Origin of the sequence: Cellulomonas biazotea (genome assembly GCF_004306155.1) — a bacterium.
Classification (GTDB): domain Bacteria; phylum Actinomycetota; class Actinomycetes; order Actinomycetales; family Cellulomonadaceae; genus Cellulomonas; species Cellulomonas biazotea.
In genome coordinates, this window is the sequence record NZ_BIMR01000080.1 from 1 (window position 1) to 19,437 (window position 19,437).

Sequence of the window (19,437 nt, forward strand, 5' to 3'; positions counted from 1 at the left end):
GAGGCGGACCGGTCCGGCGACGACGCCCGCGCCGCGGGTCCGGCCGGGGCGGCGGGTGCCGCCGGCCGCAGCGCACGACGCCGCAGCCACGGCAGGTCGTGCCGCGGCCGCGCCCCCACGGGCGACGGGACGCCAGCGCTCACGGCGCCAGCCCGTGGTCGCGCAGGATGCCGAGGATGCCGTCCGCGTACCCCTGCCCGACGACCTTGAACTTCCAGTCGCCGCCGTGCCGGTACAGCTCGGCGAGGACGAGCCCGGTCTCGGCGGACAGCGCGGGCGCGAGGTTCTCGGACGTCACGAGCTCGGTGTCGTCGGCCAGGTCGAGGACCCGGACGCGCGCGTCGCGGAGCTGGCCGAGGCTGCGCCGGTGCCCGAGGCCGTCGTTGATGTAGGCGACGACGACGATCCGCACGACGTCGTCGGGCACCCCGCGCAGGTCGACCTCGACCTGCTCCAGGTCCCCGCTGGCCCGGGCGCGCTCGAGCTGCGCGACGGCCGTGTCGGGCGACGTGAGCTGGTTGAAGAACACGACGTGCTCACGCGACAGGACCTGGCTCGACGCGTCGCACAGCAGCGTCGCGACGACGAGGTTGTCGTTGAGCACGCGCTCGGGCGACGCGAGGACGACGCCGAGCACGACGCCCTTCAGGCCGGGGATCTCGCGGGTGAGGGCGACGTTGGAGCCGCGGGTCATGGGTCGGGCGGGCATCACAGGTCCAGGTCGGAGCGGGCGAACTTCGTGCGGAGGAACGCGCCCTGCGTCATGAGGGCGTCGGCGTCCTGGTGCTGCACGGCGTCGAGGGTGGCCTCGACCGAGGTCGTGAGCGTGTCGATCTGGATCAGGAGCGCCTGGGTCGGGGTATGCCCGGAGCCGCGGGGCACGTCGCGCAGGGCCTCGTCGACGGCGAGGTAGCCGCGCAGGGTCGTCGGCAGGTAGTCCGTCGCGGTGCCCTGGACGGACATCACGGCGTACACGTCGAGCGGGCGGACCTCGGAGGTGTCGACGACCTCCCGCAGCAGGTCGGTGAGCCGGCGGGCGTTGACGACCGCCGCGGGCGGCAGGTCCCCGGAGCGGGCGTTGACGAACCGGACGAGCTCGGCGACGGCGCGCCGCAGCTCCTCGGGGCTGTCGCCGCTCGCGGCGGGCGGCGACGGCTGCGCGGCCGGGGACGGCTCGTCCCGGTCCCGCAGCCGTCGCCAGAACCCTCGGGCGCGACCGCCGGTGTCAGCCGTTGAGCTCACGCTGGCGGGTGCGCTCCAGGTAGGGCTGGGCGCGCTGGATCTGGCCCTCGAGGGCGGTGACGGTCTGCGCCATGGAGTCGACGGCCTGCGCGCGGAAGGTGTCGAGCGCGTCCATCGTCTGGAAGACGTTGTCGAACGCGGCCTGCAGCTTCGCGACGTCGAGCGTGGCCTCGGACGCCTGCTGGTTGATCGCGGCGCCCTGGATCTTCAGCTGCTCGGACGTCGACTCGATGAGGTTCGACGTGACGGTGTTGAGCGCGGTGATCTGGTCGAGCACGAGCTTCTGCCGGGACAGCGCCTGCGCGACGATGACGGCGGTCCGCAGCGCGGCGACGGTCGTCGTCTGGGCGCGGTCGACGCCCTTGATGAGCTCGATGTTGTTGCGGCGGACCAGGTCGAGCGCCATGTAGCCCTGCACGGACACGGCCATCTGGGTCATGAAGTCCTGGCGGCGCTGGCGCACGGGGAACAGCGCGTCGGCGCGGACCGCGTCGGCGTCCTCCTGCCGCCCGGCGGCCTCGAGCTGCGCGATCTTCTCGACGAGCGCGTCGTCGAGGGCGGACGCGAGCGTGTTGTACTCGGCGAGGCGGCCCATCGCGGCCCACAGGTTCGCCTTCTCGGTCTCGATCGCGGCGTTGTCCTTGCGGAGCTCGTCCTGGCCGGAGCCGAGGGCCTTGATGATCGCGTCGAGATGCGACTGCGCGGACTGGTACCGCGCGAAGTAGGCGTCGATCTTCGAGCCGCCCGGCAGCCACTTGAGGACCTTCTTGGCACCCGTGAGGTCGGCGCGGTTCGGGTCGAGGTCGGTGACCGTGGTGCGCAGGTCGACGAGGGTGTTCGCGACCCGCGTCTGCGCGTCGCCGGTGTTCTTGCCCTTGGCGATCGCGGCGGGACGGTCGAGCATGCGGCTCGACACCGACGCGGCGGCCCGCATGTCCTGCTCGCCCATCGACGTGATCGACGCGACCTTCTGGCTGAACGCGGGCGACTTCGCGTCGATGGCCGTGAGCTCCGCGACGAACGCGTTCGCCTTCGCGCGCAGCTCGACCTGCTTGCCGTCCTCCAGGGGCACGGCCGACGCCGCCTGCTCCTCCTTGACCACGACCACCGGGGCGGGCGGCGTGAGGACGAGCGCACCGGACGCGGGCGCCGCGGCGGCGGCGGGAGCGGCGGTCGGCGTCGCCCCCAGGTCGAGCTCGGACATGGGAAGACCTCCAGCGGGGCGTGTCGGGCGTGTGCACCGGCGCCGCCGGGCACGTGACGACTGTAGAGCGCGCACGGCCGCGGTGTGCCCGTCCGGGGGAACCTTCCCCCGTGGGCGTACGTCCACCCCCAGCCGGACGCCCCCGGGCGCGGGCCGTGGATAGCATCGACCGGAACCAAGGCCGGGCCCCGGCCGTTGGGTCGTCCGACGGGCGGGAGAACGGCTCCTGCCCGGTCCGCGAAGGAGGAGCACGTGGCAGTCAGCCTCAGCAAGGGCGGGAACGTCAGCCTGACGAAGGCAGCGCCCGGACTGACGGCCGTGGTCGTCGGTCTCGGCTGGGACCTGCGGACGACGACGGGCGACGACTTCGACCTCGACGCGTCCGCCATCGTCGTCGGCACCGACGGCAAGGTCCTGACGGACAAGCACTTCGTCTTCTTCAACAACCTGACGAGCGCCGACGGCTCGGTCCAGCACCTGGGCGACAACCTCACGGGTGCCGGCGACGGCGACGACGAGCAGGTCAAGGTCGACCTCGCGGCGGTCCCCGCCGAGGCCGACAAGATCGTCTTCCCCGTCTCGATCTACGACGCCGACAGCCGCGGGCAGACGTTCGGCCAGGTGCGCAACGCGTTCATCCGCGTCGTCAACCAGGCCGACGGCGTCGAGCTCGCCCGCTACGACCTGTCCGAGGACGCCTCGACGGAGACCGCGATGGTCTTCGGCGAGCTGTACCGCAACGGCGCCGAGTGGAAGTTCCGCGCGGTCGGCCAGGGCTACGCGTCGGGTCTCGCGGGCATCGCGCGCGACTTCGGCGTCAACATCTGATGGGTGTCTCCCTCGCCAAGGGCGGCAACGTCTCCCTGACGAAGGAGGCGCCGAACCTGACGAAGGCGCTGATCGGCCTCGGGTGGGACGCCCGGACGACGAGCGGACAGGGCTTCGACCTCGACGCCAGCGCGCTGCTCGTCGACGCGGGCGGCCGCGTGCTGTCCGACGCGCACTTCGTCTTCTACAACAACCTCACCAGCCCCGACGGGTCCGTCACGCACACCGGCGACAACCGCACCGGTGAGGGCGACGGCGACGACGAGGCGCTCCTGCTCGACCTGCCGGCGGTCCCCGCCCAGGTCGACAAGATCGTCTTCCCCGTCTCGATCTACGACGCGGAGGCGCGGCGGCAGAGCTTCGGCCAGGTCCGCAACGCGTTCATCCGGGTGGTCAACGCCTCCGACAACGAGGAGATCGCCCGCTACGACCTGTCGGAGGACGCGTCGACCGAGACGGCGATGATCTTCGGCGAGGTCTACCGGTACGGCGCCGAGTGGAAGTTCCGTGCCGTCGGCCAGGGGTACGACTCCGGGCTGGCGGGCATCGCGCGCGACTACGGCGTCCAGATCGGTTGATCCGGGTCACGGCCGGCCGCGGTCGCTCCTAGACTGCGGTCGGCCTTCCCGTCACCCGCGCCCGTCCCGGCGCGACCCTCTTCACGAGATCGAGAGTCCCGTGTTCTTCCGCATCTTCGGCTGGTCGATCGCCGTCACGATCGTGTCGCTCGTCGTCGCCTTCTTCTACGGCGGCTGGTCGGCGTTCGTCCTCTGCCTGATCCTCGGCGTGCTCGAGGTGTCGCTCTCCTTCGACAACGCGGTCGTCAACGCGAAGGTCCTGGAGAGGATGAGCCCGTTCTGGCAGCGGATCTTCCTCACCGTCGGCATCGCGATCGCCGTCTTCGGCATGCGCCTGGTGTTCCCGCTGCTCATCGTGGGGATCACGGCGAACCTCAACCCGGTCGAGGCGATCTCGCTCGCGATGGAGAAGGGCGACCCGCACGACCCGGGCACCTACGGGTACCTCCTCAACGAGGCGCACCCGCAGATCGCGGCGTTCGGCGGCATGTTCCTGCTCATGCTGTTCCTCGACTTCGTGTTCGAGGACCGCGAGATCACGTGGCTGTCGTGGCTGGAGAAGCCGCTCGCCCGCATCGGCAAGCTCGACCAGCTCCCGGTCGTCGTCGGTGGCATCGCCCTGGTCCTCGCCGCCGAGCTGCTGGCCGACGACCCGGCGATCGTCATGGTCTCCGGCGTGCTCGGCATGATCACGTACATCGCCGTCAACGGCCTCGGCTCGCTGTTCAACCTGCCCGAGGAGAGCGAGGACGCCGCGGCCGACGCGGACGCCGTCGCCGCGAAGGCGAAGTCCGGCGGCCCGACGGAGCTCGCGAAGGCCACCGGCAAGGCGGGCTTCTTCCTGTTCCTCTACCTCGAGGTCCTCGACGCGTCGTTCTCGTTCGACGGCGTCATCGGCGCGTTCGCGATCACGCCCGACCCGATCATCATCGCCCTGGGCCTCGGCTTCATCGGCGCGATGTTCGTGCGGTCCATCACGGTCTTCCTGGTCCGCAAGGGCACGCTCAACGAGTACGTGTACCTGGAGCACGGCGCGCACTGGGCCATCGGTGCGCTGGCCGCGATCCTGCTCATCAGCATCGGCACGCACGTCGACGAGATCATCACCGGCCTCGTGGGCGTCGCGTTCATCGGCGCCGCGTTCGCCGCGTCGGTCATCCGCAACCGCCGTGAGGGCTCCCGGGCCGGCACGTCGTCGGAGGGCGACCGAGAGCCGGCGCTGACGTCCTCGGGCTCCTGAACCACCCGGGCCTGACGGGTCCGACCGGCCCGGCCGGCCGGACCCGCTCGACCTGATCCACCCGAACGACCCCGACGAAAGGCGCCACCTCGTGTCCGTGAACCTCACCAAGGGCCAGTCCGTCTCCCTCACGAAGTCGGACGGCGGCACGCTCACGCAGGTCCGCATGGGCCTCGGCTGGGACGCCATCAAGGTCAAGGGGCTGTTCGGCCGCGCGAAGGAGAAGGCGGTCGACCTCGACGCCTCGGCGCTGCTGTTCGACGCGTCGGGCACGCTCGTCGACCAGGTGTGGTTCCGGCAGCTGACCAGCAAGGACGGCTCCGTGCAGCACACGGGCGACAACCGCACGGGGGCGGGCGACGGCGACGACGAGTCGATCCGCGTGGCGCTCGCGGCGGTGAGCCCGGCCGTGCAGACCCTCGTGTTCGTCGTGAACAGCTATTCGGGCGAGTCGTTCTCCTCGATCGAGAACGCGTTCTGCCGCCTGATCGACGAGACCACCGGCCAGGAGGTCGCCCGCTACGACCTGTCGGGGTCGGGCCCGCACACCGCGCAGATCATGGCGAAGGTGTCGCGCGTCGGCTCGGGCTGGAGCATGACGGCGATCGGCGGCCGGACGAACGGCCGCACGATCAAGGACATGATCCCGGCGGTCTCGCAGGTCCTCTGAGACCTCCGGGCCCGGGAGGGCCCGCCGCACGAACCACGACGGGACCGGGAGCGTTCGACGCCTCCCGGTCCCGTCGTCGTTCGTGGCGCGGGTCGTTCGTGGGCGCAGGTCAGGCGACCGGCGCGGCCTCCGGCACTCGGGGCAGGCCCGCGGGGTCGAGCACCTCGGTCGACGTCGGCACGGGGCGCTCGTCGGGGACGGGGACGCCCCAGACAGGGTTGCCGTCGGCGTCGAACGGCAGCACCTGCGCGCGCGCGTGCCGGTTCGGGTCCCAGAGCGGGTCGCCGACGATCTCGGTGTACGTGCGGGCGTGGTAGACGAGCACGACGTCGCCGTCGGGCGTGGTCGTGAACGAGTTGTGGCCCGGCCCGTACTGCCCGTGCTCGGGGTGGCTGACGAACACCGGGTCGGCGTTCTTGGTCCACGACGCGGGGTCGAGCAGGTCGGCGTCGGCGGACGCGGTGAGCAGGCCCATCGCGTACTCGGGGCCGGTCGCCGCGCCGGAGTAGGTGAGCAGCACGCGGCCGTCGTGCACGAGGACGGACGGGCCCTCGTTGACCCAGAACCCGGCGACCTCCCAGTCGTGCTCGGGCCGGGTCAGCAGCACGGCCGGGCCGGCGAGGGTCCAGGGGTTCGCCATGGGCGCGATGTACAGGTTGGAGTGCCCGCGGATCGTCACGTCCTGCTGCGCCCAGACGAGGTACTGCGTGCCGTCGTGCACGAACGACGTCGCGTCGAGCGCGAACGACTCCCACCCGGTGTCGACCTGACCGCGCTCGACCCAGGTGGGGGCGAACGGGTCGTCGCTGGTGTTCTCCAGCACAAAGACGCGGTGGTTGAACGTCGCGGCGGCACCGGGGGCGTCGGCGCGGCCCGTCGCGTCGGGCGCGGCGGCGTAGTAGACGTACCAGGCGCCGTCGACGCGGTGGAGCTCGGGCGCCCAGATGAGGTGCGACTGCGGGCCGTCGGCGTGCCGCTCCCAGATGACGGCCTCGTCGGCGGTCTGCAGGTCCTCGAGACGCTCGGCGGAGCGCAGGACGATCCGGTCATAGGCAGGGTGCGAGCCGGTGAAGTAGTAGCGGCCGTCGTGGCGGAGCACGCAGGGGTCGGCGCGCTGCAGGACGATCGGGTTCGGGATGGCGCTCGTCACGACGTTCTCCAACGTTGTAGAGGGGTCCCGTGACCGTAGCGTCAGATCGGCGTTCGTGCAACGTTGTAGACAGGCTCGGGCACCCGGCCACGGCGTTCCGCGTGTCGCCGGACCAGCTCGCGCGGGATCGCCAGCGCACGGCGGCGCGACGGCATGAAGCGCAGGAAGAAGCCGAGCCGCAGCACCCACGCCACGACGCCCGTCAGTCCGACGCCCCAGACCTCCGCGACACCGTGGCCCACGCCGAACGCCGCCCCCTGACCGAGACCCAGGTACCGGAACGACGACCCGGGCCTGCTCTGCAGGGCGAGCGCGACGTTCCGGCCGACCTGGTCACCGGCCTTGATCGCCCACAGCGCGTTCGCCGGGACCGGCTCGAGCGTGCGCGGGTGGACGACGCGCGCCGCGTCGCCCGCGGCCCACACGCCGTCGCGGACCGTCAGGTCGGGCAGGGTGCGCAGCCGGCCCCGCTCGTCACGGGCCAGGGGCTCGGTGCCCGGGATCCGGACCGGGCGCTGGCCCGTCGTCGCAAGCACCGTCCGGGTGCGGACCCGCGTGCCGTCGGACAGGTCGACCCCGTCATCGTCCACGGCGACTGCCCCGACCCCCGTCCGCACGTCGACGCCGAGCCGGGCGAGCTCCCGCTCGCAGCGCCGGGCCAGCCGCGGGCTGCGGGCGTGCAGCGCGGGCACCACGCGCTCGCCCCGGTGCACCAGCACGACGCGACCCGGCCGGCCGCCGCTGCGGTCGGCGAGCGCCGCAGCGAGCTCCACACCCGCCAGGCCACCGCCGACGACCACCACCGGGTCCGGGTCGGCGTCCGCCGCCGACGCCCGAGCGGCGAGCGCCTCCAGACCACCCGGGTGCCGCAGCGTCAGACCGCGGCCCGGGAGCCCGTCGACATCGCCCACCGGCTCGCCCGCACCCGTGCCGAGGACCAGCGCGTCGTACGTCGTCGACACCGTCCCCATCCCGTCGGCCGGGCGGTACGTCACCGTGCGGGCGCCGAGGTCGACGTGCTCGACCCGGGCGTGCACGACCGTCGCGAGCGGCATCGCCTCCGCGAGCGGCGTCTGCGTGAGCGTCGCGGGCAGCAGGCCCGACACGACCTCGCCCGTGAAGCCGTGGAAGTTGTGCACCGGGTTGTCGGAGACGACGACGATCTCGACCGCGCCGTCCCGCAGCATCCCGCGCACCCGGCGGACCAGCGCGCCGTACGCGTGCAGCGTCACGTACCCGCCGCCGAGCAGGACGACCCGGCGGGGACGGGCCGCGGTCACGCCGCGACCCCGGCAGCCACGAGCGCCTCGTCGCGCGCGGGAGCGGCGTCCTGCGAGGTCGCGCCGGAGGTCAGGACGCCCGTCGACGTGACGGCGTCGTGCGTGACGGCGTGCGTGACGGCGTCGTGCGTGACGGCGTCGTGCGTGACGGCGTGCGTGACGGCGTCGTGCGTGGTGACCGCGTCCTGCGCGCCGTCCACGTCGACCGGCCGGCCGAAGCTGGTCGGCGCCGCCGCCCGGAACCCGAGCGCGGCGAAGCGGCGGGTGAGCGAGCGCAGGTGATCCACCTGGTCGAGCGTCGGGACGCCGATCGAGAAGTGGCCCGTGTGGCCGGACAGGGCCAGCAGGGCGGTCTCGGCGAAGCAGCCGTACGTCCGCCCGGGAGGCTGGCCGATGTCGCCGCCGCGCAGCCGCAGGCCCGGCACCGCCACGACGCCGCCGTCGAGGACGGTCACGTCGGGACGCTCGACGACCAGGTCGGGCGAGGTGTTGCGCGGCTGCGTCGCGTCGACGACGACCGCGCCGGGCGCGAGGTGCTCGGCGCACAGCAGGGCGTCCGCCGACGCGGTGAGCAGCACGACGACGTCGCACTCCCGGACGTCGCGCAGGTCGGTCGACACGGTCGTCGGGACGCGGCGGCAGACCTCCCCCGCGAGCGCGCCCAGCCGGCCGCCGGCGCGCGCGACGAGCGTGAGGTGCTCGACCGCGCGGTCCCGGGCGAGCAGGCGGACCAGGGTCGTCCCGACGCTGCCGGTCGCCCCGACGACCGCGACGCGTCGCGCACGGTGCGGGGCGGCGGCCAGGACGTCGCGGAGCTGGTCCTCGACGACGGCCGCGGTGTAGGCGTTGCCGTTGGTCACGCCGATGTCGGTGCGCCCGACGAGCGTCGAGCCCCCGGTCGTCACGGTCGCGGTGAGCGCGCCGAGCCCGACGATCCCCGCACCGCGGCGGGCCGCGTGGTCGACGGCCTGCTCGACGCGGGCACGCGCGGCGTGCGGCGCCTCGAGCATGTGCCGCGCGCCGAACGGCACGAGGACGACCCGGCCGACGGGGTCGGGGGCGACGTCGGGCAGGTGGACGCGCGCCATGGTGAACGGCCGCAGCGGCAGGCGGCGCACCGCACGCTCGGCGGTGCGCTCGGGGATCCGCCCGAGGGGCCGCCACACGCGGGCCAGGTCGTCGGAGACCCGCGCACGCGGGTGGACGAGGAACGCGAACGGGACGGCGGCCATGGCGGGGCTCTCCAGGGGACGCGGCGGGCGGGTGGCCCGGGCCGGGGGTGCGGCGGGTGCCGCATCTCCCAGAGGGGCCGCGCACGGTCGTCCCTGATACCTCCGGTCCGGCGCGCGCCCGCGTTCCCGCTGATCTGCGGACGGGAGTGCGGGCCTGGCGGCCGCTGGACCGCGTCGCCGTCCTCGCCCCGCTCCGGGCGACTCGTCAGGCGCCGGCGCGGGCCAGGCGCTGCCGTTCGAGTCCGTCGAGGACCAGGCCGAGCGTGAACTCGAACTCGGCCTGGGTGTCGCACACGCTGAGGGCGCCGTCGACCTCGTGCACGACGCTCGCGGCCATCCGCGCGAGGTGCGGCATGTGCTCGGCCATGACGGCGAGGGCGTCGGCGTCGGGCATCGTGGACGCGGCGGCGTCCGTGGCGTCGGGCTCGAAGAGCTCGGTGCTGAAGCCGAGGACCATCGAGCCGAGGGCGTGGATCGTGCGGTGGGCGAGGTCGTCGTCGAAGCCGGCGTCGTGCAGCGTGCCGACGAGCTGCTCGAAGACGCGCCAGGCCGACGGCGGCGTGGTGGTCTGGGCGGCGAGCAGCCCGGGGGCCCAGGGGTGGCGGAGCATGACGTCGCGCGCGGCGAGGCAGCGGCGGCGGACGGCGTCGCGCCAGGAGTCGGCGTCGAGGCCCGCGGTGGCGTCGATGACGCGCCGCGTCGCCTCGTCGGCGAGGGCGGCGAGCAGCGCGTCCTTGCTCGGGACGTGGTGGTAGAGCGACATCGCCTCGCACTGCAGGTCGGTCGCGACGCGGCGCATCGTGACGGCGCCGAGGCCGTCCTGGTCGGCGATCGCGACGGCGGCACGGACGACGCGGTCGAGGCTCAGGGCCTCACGGACGGGCTGCGTGGACATCGGACCCCCTTGTGACATGCCGATCTTACGCTGTACGGTCCCCTTACGCCGTAAGTCTTACGTCGTAAGTCTCGCCGACGACGGCTGATTCCCGGCGACGTCCGCACCCGCACCTGGAGGACCCCATGACCGCCCTTGCCACACCCCCGACGACCACCGGCACACCTACCCCGCGCGTCAGCCCGCGCACCCTCGTGTCGTCCCTCTGGCTCTTCGCCGTCCTGTGCTACCTGTACTGCGACGTCCTCGGGCTCTTCCACACCGAGGACCTCGCCGCGATCCTGACCGGCGAGATCAACGGCATCGCCCTCACCCAGACGTTCCTGCTCGGCGCCGCGCTGCTCATGACCATCCCGATCACGATGGTCCTGCTGTCCCGCGTCGCACCCCACCCCGTCGCCCGCTGGGGCACGGTCGTGGGCGGCACGATCATGACCGTCGTGCAGGTCGGCTCCCTGTTCGTCGGCGGCGGCCCCACGTGGTTCTACCTGTGGTTCTCCGTCCTGGAGATCGGCGCCACCGGGTTCCTCGTCTGCTACGCGGCGCTGCGCTGGCGCCACGAGGACTGAGGTGTCCACCGATGGACCGACGACCGCGTCCGACCTCCGGACGATCCCGCTCGGGGGTCGTCCTCAGGGACACCTCGGGGGGCTGCCGGATGTCCGCCGCTCCCGCACCGTCCCGAGGTTCGACGACATGACGACCGACGCCACCGGCACCCTGACGACCCCGACGCCGGTCGCCGCGCCCGGCCCCACCGCCCCGCCTCGCCCCGAGGCACGGTCGCTCGCCCCCGACCTCGCGCGCGGCATCCTCCTGCTGTTCATCGCGCTCGCGAACGTGTGGGGGTACCTGTGGGCAGCGGGCGGCTTCGAGGAGGTCGGCGCCCGGCCCGTCGGTGGGACCACCCTCGACCACGCGGTCGACGGACTCACCGCGTTCTTCGTCGACGACCGCTCGCGGCCGATGTTCGCGATCCTCTACGGCTTCGGGCTCGCGACCATGGCCGCCCGGCTCGCCGCCCGCGGCGCCGACCGCCGCCGCGTCCGGCGCGTCCTCGCGCGGCGCAGCGCCTGGCTCGTCGTGCTCGGCGTCCTGCACGCGGCCCTGCTGTTCGGCGGCGACATCCTCGCCGCGTACGGCGTGACCGGGCTGGTCGCGCTCGCGTTCCTGCACCGGTCACGGGTCACCCTGTGGATCTGGTTCGCCGTCGCGAGCCTCCTCGCGACCGCCGGCGGCACCGCCGCGCTGCTGCTCGTCGACCCCGAGCTCATGGCCGGCGGCGCCCCGCCGACGTCCTACCTCGCGTCCGTCGCAGAGCGGCTCATGTCGTCCGGGCTCGCCATGACCGTCTCCGTCGTCCTGCTGTTCTTCGTCCCGCAGGTCGTCCTCGGCATCCTGCTCGCCCGCGCCGGGTGGCTGTCCCGGCCGTGGGATCACCGCCGGCGCCTCGGGCAGGTCGCGGTCGTCGGCGCCGTCGTCAACGTCGTCGCCAACCTCCCGTTCGCGCTCGCCGTCGCCCAGGTCTGGCACCCGTCACCGACCGCCGCCACGGTGCTGGAGCTCGTGCACGTCCTGTCCGGCGTCGTCGTCGGCCTCGGCTACGTCTGCCTGTTCGGCTGGCTGGCCGCCGTCTGGCACGACCGCCGCGACGTCCACCCGGCGGTCCGTGCCGTGACCGCCGTCGGCGAGCGGTCGCTCACGAGCTACCTGCTGCAGTCCCTCATGTTCGCGCCGCTGCTCAGCGCGTGGGGGCTCGGCCTGGGCGGCCGGATCGGCACCGCGCAGGCGGCCGCGCTGGCGGTCGGCGTGTGGCTCGTGACGGTCATGATCGCCGTCGCCCTGGACCGCACCGGCCGCCGCGGCCCGTTCGAGGTCCTCCTCCGCCGCCTCACGTACGGCCGCCCCGCCCGCCCATGACCCGTCGCCCCGTCGAGGTCGTCACCCGCGGTCGAGGTCGTCAGCTCCAACCAGCGAACTCGGCACGAGCTGACGACCTCGGCGGGCGGTTCGGCTGAGGGGCGTCAGGCCTCCGCGCCCGGGAGGCGGGAGCGCCACGTGTGGGTCGGGGCGTAGCCGAGGAGGCGGCGGGCCTTGTCGATCGACAGCAGCGTCTCGCGGCCCTCGACCGGGCGGCGCAGCGGGACGTCCGGGAACTGGTCGGCCAGGAGGTCCGCGGACGGGGTGTCGAGCACCGTGTCGGGGGCGGCGATGATGAACGCCTCGAAGCCCGTCAGGTCGCTCTCCAGGGCGAGCCGCACGGCCTGCGCACCGTCGCGGGCGTCGATGTAGCCCCACAGGTTCCAGCGCCGCTCCTGCGCCGTGAACCGCGGGAACGCCCGGTAGTCCTCGTCGACCATGACGTTCGAGAACCGCAGCCCGATCAGCTTGGCCGCCGGGTCCCAGCGCGTGAAGTGGCGTGCCATCTCCTCCTCGACGGCCTTGCCGAGCGAGTACGTGCTCTCCGGGCGGACCGGGTACTCCTCGTCGACCGGCGCGTACGGCGGCGGGGTGTCGAACGGCAGGCCGAGGACCGTCTCGCTCGACGCCCAGACGACGTTGCGGATCCCCGCGCGACGGGCCGCCGCGAAGACGTGGTGGGTGCTCACGACGTTGTTCGCGAACGTCGCGCCGCTCGGGATCAGGCCCGGGGCCGGGATCGCCGCCAGGTGCACGACGGCGTCGACCCCCTGGTAGCGGTCGTCGATGCCCGTCAGTGCCTCGGTGACCTGGCCCAGGTCGGTGAGGTCGACGCGCGTGAACAGCGCCGGCTGACCCGGCGGGGGCGGCGCCACGTCGACGTTGACGACGTCGTACCCGTGGGCGGCGAGGTCCTCGACGACCGCCCGACCCAGCTTCCCGCTGCCACCCGTGACCACGACCCGGCTCATGCGTCGACCGTAACCCGCGCGACGCGCGCCCGACGCCGCCGTCAGGCGTACCGGCGCTGCGACAGGGGCAGGAAGCGGTCGATCGAGTGCCGCAGGCTGAACGGGGGGCGCCGCAGCCGGACGTCGACCGCGTAGTAGTCGGCCCACTTCCGGAACGCCTCGTACCCGTGCCAGTCGAGGTCGAGCCCCTCGGCCACCTCGACGGCCCGGGACGCGACGTCCGGCCAGCCGAACCGCTGCGCGGCCGCGTACGGGTCGGTGACGCGGGCCAGCAGCGGGTCGCGGCCGTCCGACGGCGGGATCTCGCCGTCGAGGACGAGCTCGCAGACGGCCCGGACCGACGTGGCGCGGTCGACGAACGGCAGCGTCAGGCGCTCGAAGTCGTCGACCAGCACCTGCGGCCAGCCCGGGGTCTGCGCGGTGTACCCGCCGCGCCACCCGAGCGCCGCCGCGGCCTGGCTGTACTGGTGCACGAACCGGTCGGCCGCGGTCGACTCCCCCTCGGCGGGCGTGCACTCGACGGTGATCGTCCGGATCCGGTCGACCCGCGACTGCGGCTCGCACCGCACGACCATCGCGACGTCGCCCGACCGCCCGCGGAACACCGGGCCGCCGCGCGTGAAGCCCCGCGCGGACAGGCCCACCTCCAGGGCACCGAGCAGGTCGAACCCCGGACCGCCTGCGGCGGCGTCGGCGTCGCTCACTCGGCGTCGAGCCAGGTCCGGGCGGGCGGCAGCAGCGCCTCGAGCGCGGGCCAGATCTCCTCCGGCAGGTCCGCCTGCGCCGCCGCGACGGTCTGCGCGACGCGCTGCGGCCGGCTCATCCCGACGATCGTCGCCCCGATCCGCGGGTCGCGGACGGAGAACTGCAGGGCGGCCGTCGCGATGTCCGTGCCGTGCTCGGCGCACACCCGGCGCATCGCCTCGGCGGCGTCCAGCACCTCCGGCGGCGCAGGCCGGTACCCGTACGTCGTGGGGCCGCCCTCCTGCTTCGCGAGGATCCCGCCGCCGTGCACGGCCGCGTTGAGGATGCCCATGCCCTGCCGCTCCGCCTCGTCGAGCAGCGCGCCCGCCGAGCGGTCGAGCAGCGTCCAGCGGTTGTGGACCAGCAGGACGTCGAACACGCCGAGCGCGAGGTACCGCGCGATCTCCTGCGTGCGGCCGCCCGCGAGGCCGATCGCGCCGACCTCGCCCTGCTCGCGCAGCGCGACCAGCGCGTCGACCGCGCCGCCCGGTGCGCTGAGCTCGTCGAACGACCAGAACTCCGGGTCGTGCAGGTGGACGAGCGGCAGGACGTCCAGGCCGAGGCGCTCACGGCTCTCCGCGACCGACGCACGCACCCGGTCGCCCGAGTAGTCGCCGTCGCGCGGGTCGACCTTCGTCGCCACCGTGACGCCCGCCGGCAGGCCGCCGACGCGGCGCAGCGCCTCGCCGATCCGGCGCTCGCTCTCCCCGTCGCTGTACCCGTTCGACGTGTCGACGAACCGGATGGGGCTGTCGAGCGCCGCGAGGACCGTCTCGACGCCCTCGTCCGCGGGCACGTCGCGCCCGAACAGGTCCGGCATGCTGCCGAGCGGTCCCCCGCCCAGGCACACGGCGGACACCTGCAGGCCGGTGCGGCCGAGGGGGCGGATCCAGCCCGGGGCGGCGGGGGCGGCGGACGGCGTCATCGCGGTCGATCCTCACGGTTCGGGGGCACGGCAGGTGCGGGGCACGGCGGGTTCGGGCACGGCGGTTTCCGGGCGCAGGCCGGTCCACGGCACGGCACGGTCGAGGTGCGGCGCCGACCCCCGGGAGGGCCGGGCGACCGCCTCGTCATTCCACCACGACGGTCAGCGCAGGCGCGCGAGCGAGTCCAGCGCGGCCACGGGGTCCGGGCCGATCGGGAACAGCACCGCCGACGACAGCCCCGCGTCGAACAGGGCGTCCAGGCGGGCACGCGCGGCCGCGGGCGGACCGACGATCGCCAGGTCGTCGACCCACGCATCGGGCAGGACCTCCGCGAACTCGTCGGGCGAGCCGACCGTCGCCCGCAGCGCCGCGAACTCGTCCGCGTACGGCAGCGGCGCGATGTGCGGCACCCAGTCGGGCTCCCCCACCCACGCCAGCGCGGGGCGTGCCAGACGACGGGCGGCGTCCGCGTCGTCGTCGACCGCCGCGACGCAGTATGCGACGACCCGGTGCTCGCGCGTCGGCGCGACGTGCTCGAGCGCCTGCCGCAGGTACTCGGGGGTGACCGGCTCGGCGAGGACCGTGCCGTCGGCGACCCGGCCCGACACCGCGAGCGACTTCGGCCCGCGCACGCCCGCCAGGATGCGCGGGGGGTGCGCGGGCGGTGCCTCGAGCTGGACCGCGTCCAGGTGGACGTAGCGGCCGTCGACGTCGACGCGCTCGCCGTGCACGATCGCGCGCACCGCCGTGAGGTGCTCCTCGAGCATCGTCAGCGGGCTCGACGGCCACCGGCCGACCTGCCGCATCCACATGGGCATGCCGTGCCCGATGCCGACGTCGACGCGGCCCGGGAACAGCTCCGCGAGGGTCGCCGCCTCCATCGCCGTGAACGCCGCGTCCCGCACGGCCGCCGGCAGGATGCCGATGCCGACACGGATCCGCTCGGTCCACGCGAGCACGGCCGCCGCCTGCGCGACGCCGCCGCGGAAGAAGCAGTCCTCGACGACCCACAGCTCGTCGAAGCCCAGCTCCTCCGCGCGGAGCACGAACTCCCGCACCCGTCCTGCGGGCAGGTCCCGGGGCAGCAGCACAGCCAGCGAGCGGTCCGTCATCGGTCCTCCGTCGTGTCGATCGTGCGGCCCGACGCGCGAGCGATGACCGAGGACGTCCCCGGTCAGCCCGCAGCGAGCCGGAGGAACTCCTCCAGCAGCGGACCGGCCGTCGTCGAACCGTACTCGCCGACGTCGACGAACACCGACACGGCCAGGTCGCCCTGCACCGCGATCATCCACACGTGGTTCTGCAGGTTGGCGGCCTCGCCGAACTGCGCGGTGCCCGTCTTGGCGAGCACCTCGCCGCCCGGGACGTCCTGGAGGAACGTCGCGCCGCCCTGCTGGACGACCCCGAGCATGAGGGTCCGCAGCGCCTGCGCCTCCGCGGTCGTCAGCGGCACGTGCGGGCGGGACGACTGCTGCGCCGCCGCGTCCGACGACCCGGTCGTCGCCTCCGCCGTCGCCGTCGCGTCGGCCGCACCCGCGTCACCGCCGTCGGCGACGACGACCAGGCGCGGCGTCACCGTCGAGCCCGCCGCGACCGACGCCGCGACCGTCGCCATGCCGAGCGGGGACGCGAGGACGCGGCCCTGACCGATCATCGACGCCGCGTGGTCCGTGCCGTCCGAGTCCGACGGCACCGCGCCGAGGAACCCGGCGAAGCCGAGGTCGGCGTCCGGCACCAGGCCGAGCGACCCTGCGGCGTCCACGAGCGCGTCCTGCGGGGCGGCGTCGCGCTGCGAGATGAAGGCCGTGTTGCACGACTGCGCGAACGCGGTGCTCAGCGGCACCTCGCCGAGCGCCGACGACGGGTAGTCGGGGAAGTTCTTGAACTCGCGGCCGTCGACGTTCGTCGTCGGCGGGCACGACACCGTCGAGTCGGGCGTCAGGCCCGAGCGCAGCAGCGCGAGCGCGCTCGCGACCTTGAACGTCGACCCCGGCGCGTACTGCCCGAGCGTCGCCGTGGACATCCCCTCGCCGCCCGGCCCGCTCGCGGCCGCCACGACGTCGCCCGTCGACGGGCGGATCGCGACGATCGCGCTCGCCGGGCCGACGTCCGCGAGGATCTCCTCCGCGCCGTCCTGCAGGCGCTCGTCGAACGTCGTCACCAGGTCCGCGCCCGTCGTCGGCTCGGCCCGGAAGAGCTGGCGGACCGCGGCACCGTCGCCCGAGACCGCCTCGACGGTCAGGCCCGGGTTGCCGCGCAGCAGCGCGTCGTACTGCCGCTGCAGGCCGCTGAGGCCCGTGAGGTCGCCCGCGGCGATCGCGCCCTGCGACTTCTCGACGATCTCCGCCGTCGCAGGGCCGACCGTGCCGAGGATGGGGCGCGCGAACCGGCGGGTCGGGGCCAGCGGGATGAGGTCGCCGACCGACCGCACGCCGGGCGTCGCCGTGAGCGCCCCCAGGTCGTACGACGCGTCGCCGTCGCGCACGACGATCGCCTCGACGAACGCCTTCGGGCCCGCGGCCGCGACGCGCTGCGCGTACGCGTCGGCGTCCATCTCGAGCGCCGCGGCCAGGGCACGGGCCGCCGCGTCCTGACCGGCGGCGTCGACGAGCGTCTTGTCCACGCCGACGCGGTGCACCGTGCGCGGCTCGACCAGCACGAAGCCGCCCTGACCGAGCACCCGGCCCCGCGCCGCCGCGTCCCGGGTCACGCGCAGCGTCTCGACGGCCGTGAGGTCGGGGACGAGCATGCTCGGGGCCCACGCGACGCGCCACACGTCGGGGTCCTCCGCGTCACGCGTCATGCCGGCGCGCGTCGTGTACGTCCAGTCGGTGTCCCGCTCGTCGACGTCCCAGGTGAACGCGAGGGTCGCGGTCGCGACGTCGGGGTCGTCGTCGGGCGACGCGACGGACTCGAGCTCGACCTGCGGCTCCCACGGCGCAAGGCTCTCGACGACCGACGCCCTCAGCTGCTCCGCGGGGCCGGTCTCCCCGGAGTCGGACGTGAAGACGACCTTCGAGAAGTCGCCCGACTGGACCGCCTCGGCCAGCGCCTTCGCCGCCGCGTCCGGCGTCGCGGGGGTCGGCGAGCACGCCGTCAGGCCCGCGACGGCGAACAGCACGGCCGCACCCGCCGCCCACAGCCGCCGCGGTCCCGACCGCGGTCGCCCGGCCGGCACAGGGGCAGGCAGGCCGTCGGGCCGGCGGACGGGCACAGTCGCGAGCGGCGCGGTGTCGCGCACGCTGTCGAGCGTCATCGGTTCTCCCTGTCGTCGGGCGGGGGTGCCGTCCGGGTCGTCGGGCGGCGGTGCCGTCCAGGTCGGGCGGGCGGCGCGCCGTCCGGGCCGGGCGGGCGGCGGCGTCGTCCAGGTCGTCGGGCGGCGGCGGCGCCGTCCCGTCCACGCTGCGGGTGTCGTCGAGCGGTCATCCTGGCCCGTCGGCAGGCCGGTCGGCCAGCGAGTTCGGGACGCGGGACGTCACCCCGCCCGCAGCCTGGCACCGGGTGCCGCGCCGACGCTGCGGAACACGGAACCCTTCACCCTTCCTCCCCACCGGCCAGCGGGTTCGTCGGGTTCGTCGGGCCGGTCGACCGCAGCACCCCGTCCGGGTCGTAGCGGTGCCGCACGTCGTCGAGCCGCTGCTGCGTCCACGGGTGCCACCGGGGCGCGAGCGCCCCGCACAGGTTCGGGTTCGACTCGTCGGCGAGCCACGGCCGCAGGGCGTCGAGCGCCCGGGCCGTCGCGTCGGGCGCCGCAGCGAACGCCCGGGGGTCCACGGCGAGCACCCCGAGCGAGAACGCCGCCGACCGCCCGGAGACCGCCGACCCGCCGTCGACGTCGAGCGACGTCGCACCCGCGAGGTGCCGCAGCTCGACGGCCAGGAAGGGGTGGTCCGCGTCCGGGCCGAGCGCCGCGAGCCACGCCGACGCGAGGTCGTCCTCGGCATGCGTGAGGAGGGCGCCGCCGACCCAGCTCGCGGCGGGCTCCGTCGGGTCGGCGAAGATGCGCGCGGTCTCGCTCACCGGCAGCACCCCGACCTCGTCGGCGACGACCGGCGCCAGGGCGCGCAGCGGGGCCGCCACCGCCTCCCCCGTCGCCGCGTCGCCGGGCCGCGCGAACCGCAGGTGCAGCACCGTCCGTCCGCGCAGCGGCTCCGGGACGACGGGCAGGTCGGGGAACCGCGCGACCGCGAGGCTCGTCGTGGTGTCGGGGTCGGCGGTCGCCGTCCACGCGAGCCAGCCGCGCACGACCGCCTCGACGTGCTCCGCGGCGAACGTCCACGACCCGGCGTACAGCTCGGGCATCGCGACCAGCCCGACGGTGACCTGCGTGACGACCCCGAGACCGTGCTTGCCGCCCCGCAGCGCCCACAGCAGGTCCGGGTGCGCCGCCGCGCTCACCTCGACGACCTCACCGGTGCCCGTGACGACCGTCGCGCCCAGCAGCCGGTCGGAGCTGAACCCGTGGCTGCGCGCGAACGGACCGACCCCGCCGCCGAGCAGGTAGCCGACGACGCCGACCGTCGGCGACGACCCCGCGACGGGTGCGAGCCCGTGCTC

19 protein-coding genes are annotated in these 19,437 nt (G+C 74.4%); 6 read left to right on the forward strand and 13 right to left on the reverse strand.

What is annotated here, in order from left to right; all coding sequences use genetic code 11:
• Positions 1–139: 139 nt before the first annotated feature.
• From CBZ_RS06645 to CBZ_RS06655, 3 genes are read right to left on the reverse strand one after another with little or no spacing between them, the layout of a single operon-like run.
• Positions 140–709 (reverse strand): TerD family protein, encoded by a 570-nt coding sequence (locus CBZ_RS06645; protein WP_130780794.1) that lies wholly within the window; start codon positions 707–709, stop codon positions 140–142.
• The gene (locus CBZ_RS06650; protein ID WP_130780795.1) at positions 709–1,242 is read right to left on the reverse strand and encodes a hypothetical protein; all 534 of its coding nucleotides are present in this window, start codon (positions 1,240–1,242) and stop codon (positions 709–711) included. The genes CBZ_RS06645 and CBZ_RS06650 overlap by 1 nt, the downstream gene beginning before the upstream one ends.
• Positions 1,226–2,446, reverse strand: coding sequence for a toxic anion resistance protein (locus CBZ_RS06655; protein WP_130780796.1), 1,221 nt, complete (start codon positions 2,444–2,446; stop codon positions 1,226–1,228). Before CBZ_RS06655 ends, CBZ_RS06650 begins: the two co-directional genes overlap by 17 nt.
• A 252-nt stretch (positions 2,447–2,698) precedes the next feature.
• On the opposite strand from CBZ_RS06655, the gene CBZ_RS06660 reads away from it, so the two are divergent.
• From CBZ_RS06660 to CBZ_RS06675, 4 genes are all read left to right on the forward strand, one after another.
• Positions 2,699–3,274, forward strand: a complete 576-nt coding sequence (locus CBZ_RS06660; protein WP_130780797.1) for a TerD family protein — start codon at positions 2,699–2,701, stop codon at positions 3,272–3,274.
• A complete protein-coding gene (locus CBZ_RS06665) occupies positions 3,274–3,852 on the forward strand; it encodes a TerD family protein (RefSeq protein ID WP_130780798.1) in 579 nt (192 codons plus the stop codon). The genes CBZ_RS06660 and CBZ_RS06665 overlap by 1 nt, the downstream gene beginning before the upstream one ends.
• Before the next feature lie 100 nt (positions 3,853–3,952).
• Entirely contained in the window at positions 3,953–5,092 is a 1,140-nt protein-coding gene (locus tag CBZ_RS06670) for a DUF475 domain-containing protein (protein WP_130780799.1), read from the forward strand.
• 91 nt (positions 5,093–5,183) lie between these two features.
• Complete coding sequence (locus CBZ_RS06675; protein WP_130780800.1) at positions 5,184–5,762, forward strand: TerD family protein; 579 nt, start codon at positions 5,184–5,186, stop codon at positions 5,760–5,762.
• Positions 5,763–5,871: 109 nt separating this feature from the next.
• Here CBZ_RS06675 and CBZ_RS06680 read toward each other — a convergent pair whose 3' ends face one another.
• The 4 genes from CBZ_RS06680 to CBZ_RS06695 form a co-directional block, all read right to left on the reverse strand.
• Entirely contained in the window at positions 5,872–6,912 is a 1,041-nt protein-coding gene (locus CBZ_RS06680) for a glycoside hydrolase family 43 protein (RefSeq protein ID WP_130780801.1), read from the reverse strand.
• A gap of 41 nt (positions 6,913–6,953) precedes the next feature.
• Complete coding sequence (locus CBZ_RS06685; RefSeq protein WP_130780802.1) at positions 6,954–8,192, reverse strand: NAD(P)/FAD-dependent oxidoreductase; 1,239 nt, start codon at positions 8,190–8,192, stop codon at positions 6,954–6,956.
• Positions 8,189–9,424 (reverse strand): semialdehyde dehydrogenase, encoded by a 1,236-nt coding sequence (locus CBZ_RS06690; protein WP_246013117.1) that lies wholly within the window; start codon positions 9,422–9,424, stop codon positions 8,189–8,191. The genes CBZ_RS06685 and CBZ_RS06690 overlap by 4 nt, the downstream gene beginning before the upstream one ends.
• A gap of 205 nt (positions 9,425–9,629) precedes the next feature.
• Entirely contained in the window at positions 9,630–10,319 is a 690-nt protein-coding gene (locus tag CBZ_RS06695) for a TetR/AcrR family transcriptional regulator C-terminal domain-containing protein (protein WP_165446682.1), read from the reverse strand.
• 125 nt (positions 10,320–10,444) lie between these two features.
• Here CBZ_RS06695 and CBZ_RS06700 point away from each other — a divergent pair, with 125 nt between their 5' ends.
• Positions 10,445–10,888, forward strand: coding sequence for a DUF6326 family protein (locus CBZ_RS06700; protein ID WP_130780804.1), 444 nt, complete (start codon positions 10,445–10,447; stop codon positions 10,886–10,888).
• A 127-nt stretch (positions 10,889–11,015) separates the two neighbouring features.
• Positions 11,016–12,239: a DUF418 domain-containing protein gene (locus CBZ_RS06705; protein WP_130780805.1), complete on the forward strand. Its 1,224-nt coding sequence runs from the start codon at positions 11,016–11,018 to the stop codon at positions 12,237–12,239.
• A 104-nt stretch (positions 12,240–12,343) separates the two neighbouring features.
• Here the strand turns inward: CBZ_RS06705 and CBZ_RS06710 are convergent, their stop codons facing one another.
• From CBZ_RS06710 to CBZ_RS06735, 6 genes are all read right to left on the reverse strand, one after another.
• Positions 12,344–13,210, reverse strand: a complete 867-nt coding sequence (locus CBZ_RS06710; protein WP_130780806.1) for an NAD-dependent epimerase/dehydratase family protein — start codon at positions 13,208–13,210, stop codon at positions 12,344–12,346.
• Between the two features lie 41 nt (positions 13,211–13,251).
• Positions 13,252–13,914: a hypothetical protein gene (locus tag CBZ_RS06715; protein WP_130780807.1), complete on the reverse strand. Its 663-nt coding sequence runs from the start codon at positions 13,912–13,914 to the stop codon at positions 13,252–13,254.
• Positions 13,911–14,879, reverse strand: a complete 969-nt coding sequence (locus CBZ_RS06720) for an aldo/keto reductase (RefSeq protein WP_130780808.1) — start codon at positions 14,877–14,879, stop codon at positions 13,911–13,913. Before CBZ_RS06720 ends, CBZ_RS06715 begins: the two co-directional genes overlap by 4 nt.
• Before the next feature lie 162 nt (positions 14,880–15,041).
• Complete coding sequence (locus tag CBZ_RS06725) at positions 15,042–15,992, reverse strand: LLM class flavin-dependent oxidoreductase (protein ID WP_130780809.1); 951 nt, start codon at positions 15,990–15,992, stop codon at positions 15,042–15,044.
• 62 nt (positions 15,993–16,054) lie between these two features.
• Positions 16,055–18,136 carry a penicillin-binding transpeptidase domain-containing protein gene (locus tag CBZ_RS06730; protein WP_130780810.1) on the reverse strand — a complete coding sequence of 694 codons (2,082 nt, stop codon included), beginning with the start codon at positions 18,134–18,136 and terminating at the stop codon, positions 16,055–16,057.
• A 278-nt stretch (positions 18,137–18,414) separates the two neighbouring features.
• Positions 18,415–19,437 (reverse strand): FAD-binding oxidoreductase (locus CBZ_RS06735; RefSeq protein WP_130780811.1); only part of this gene is annotated, 1,023 nt, incomplete at its 5' end.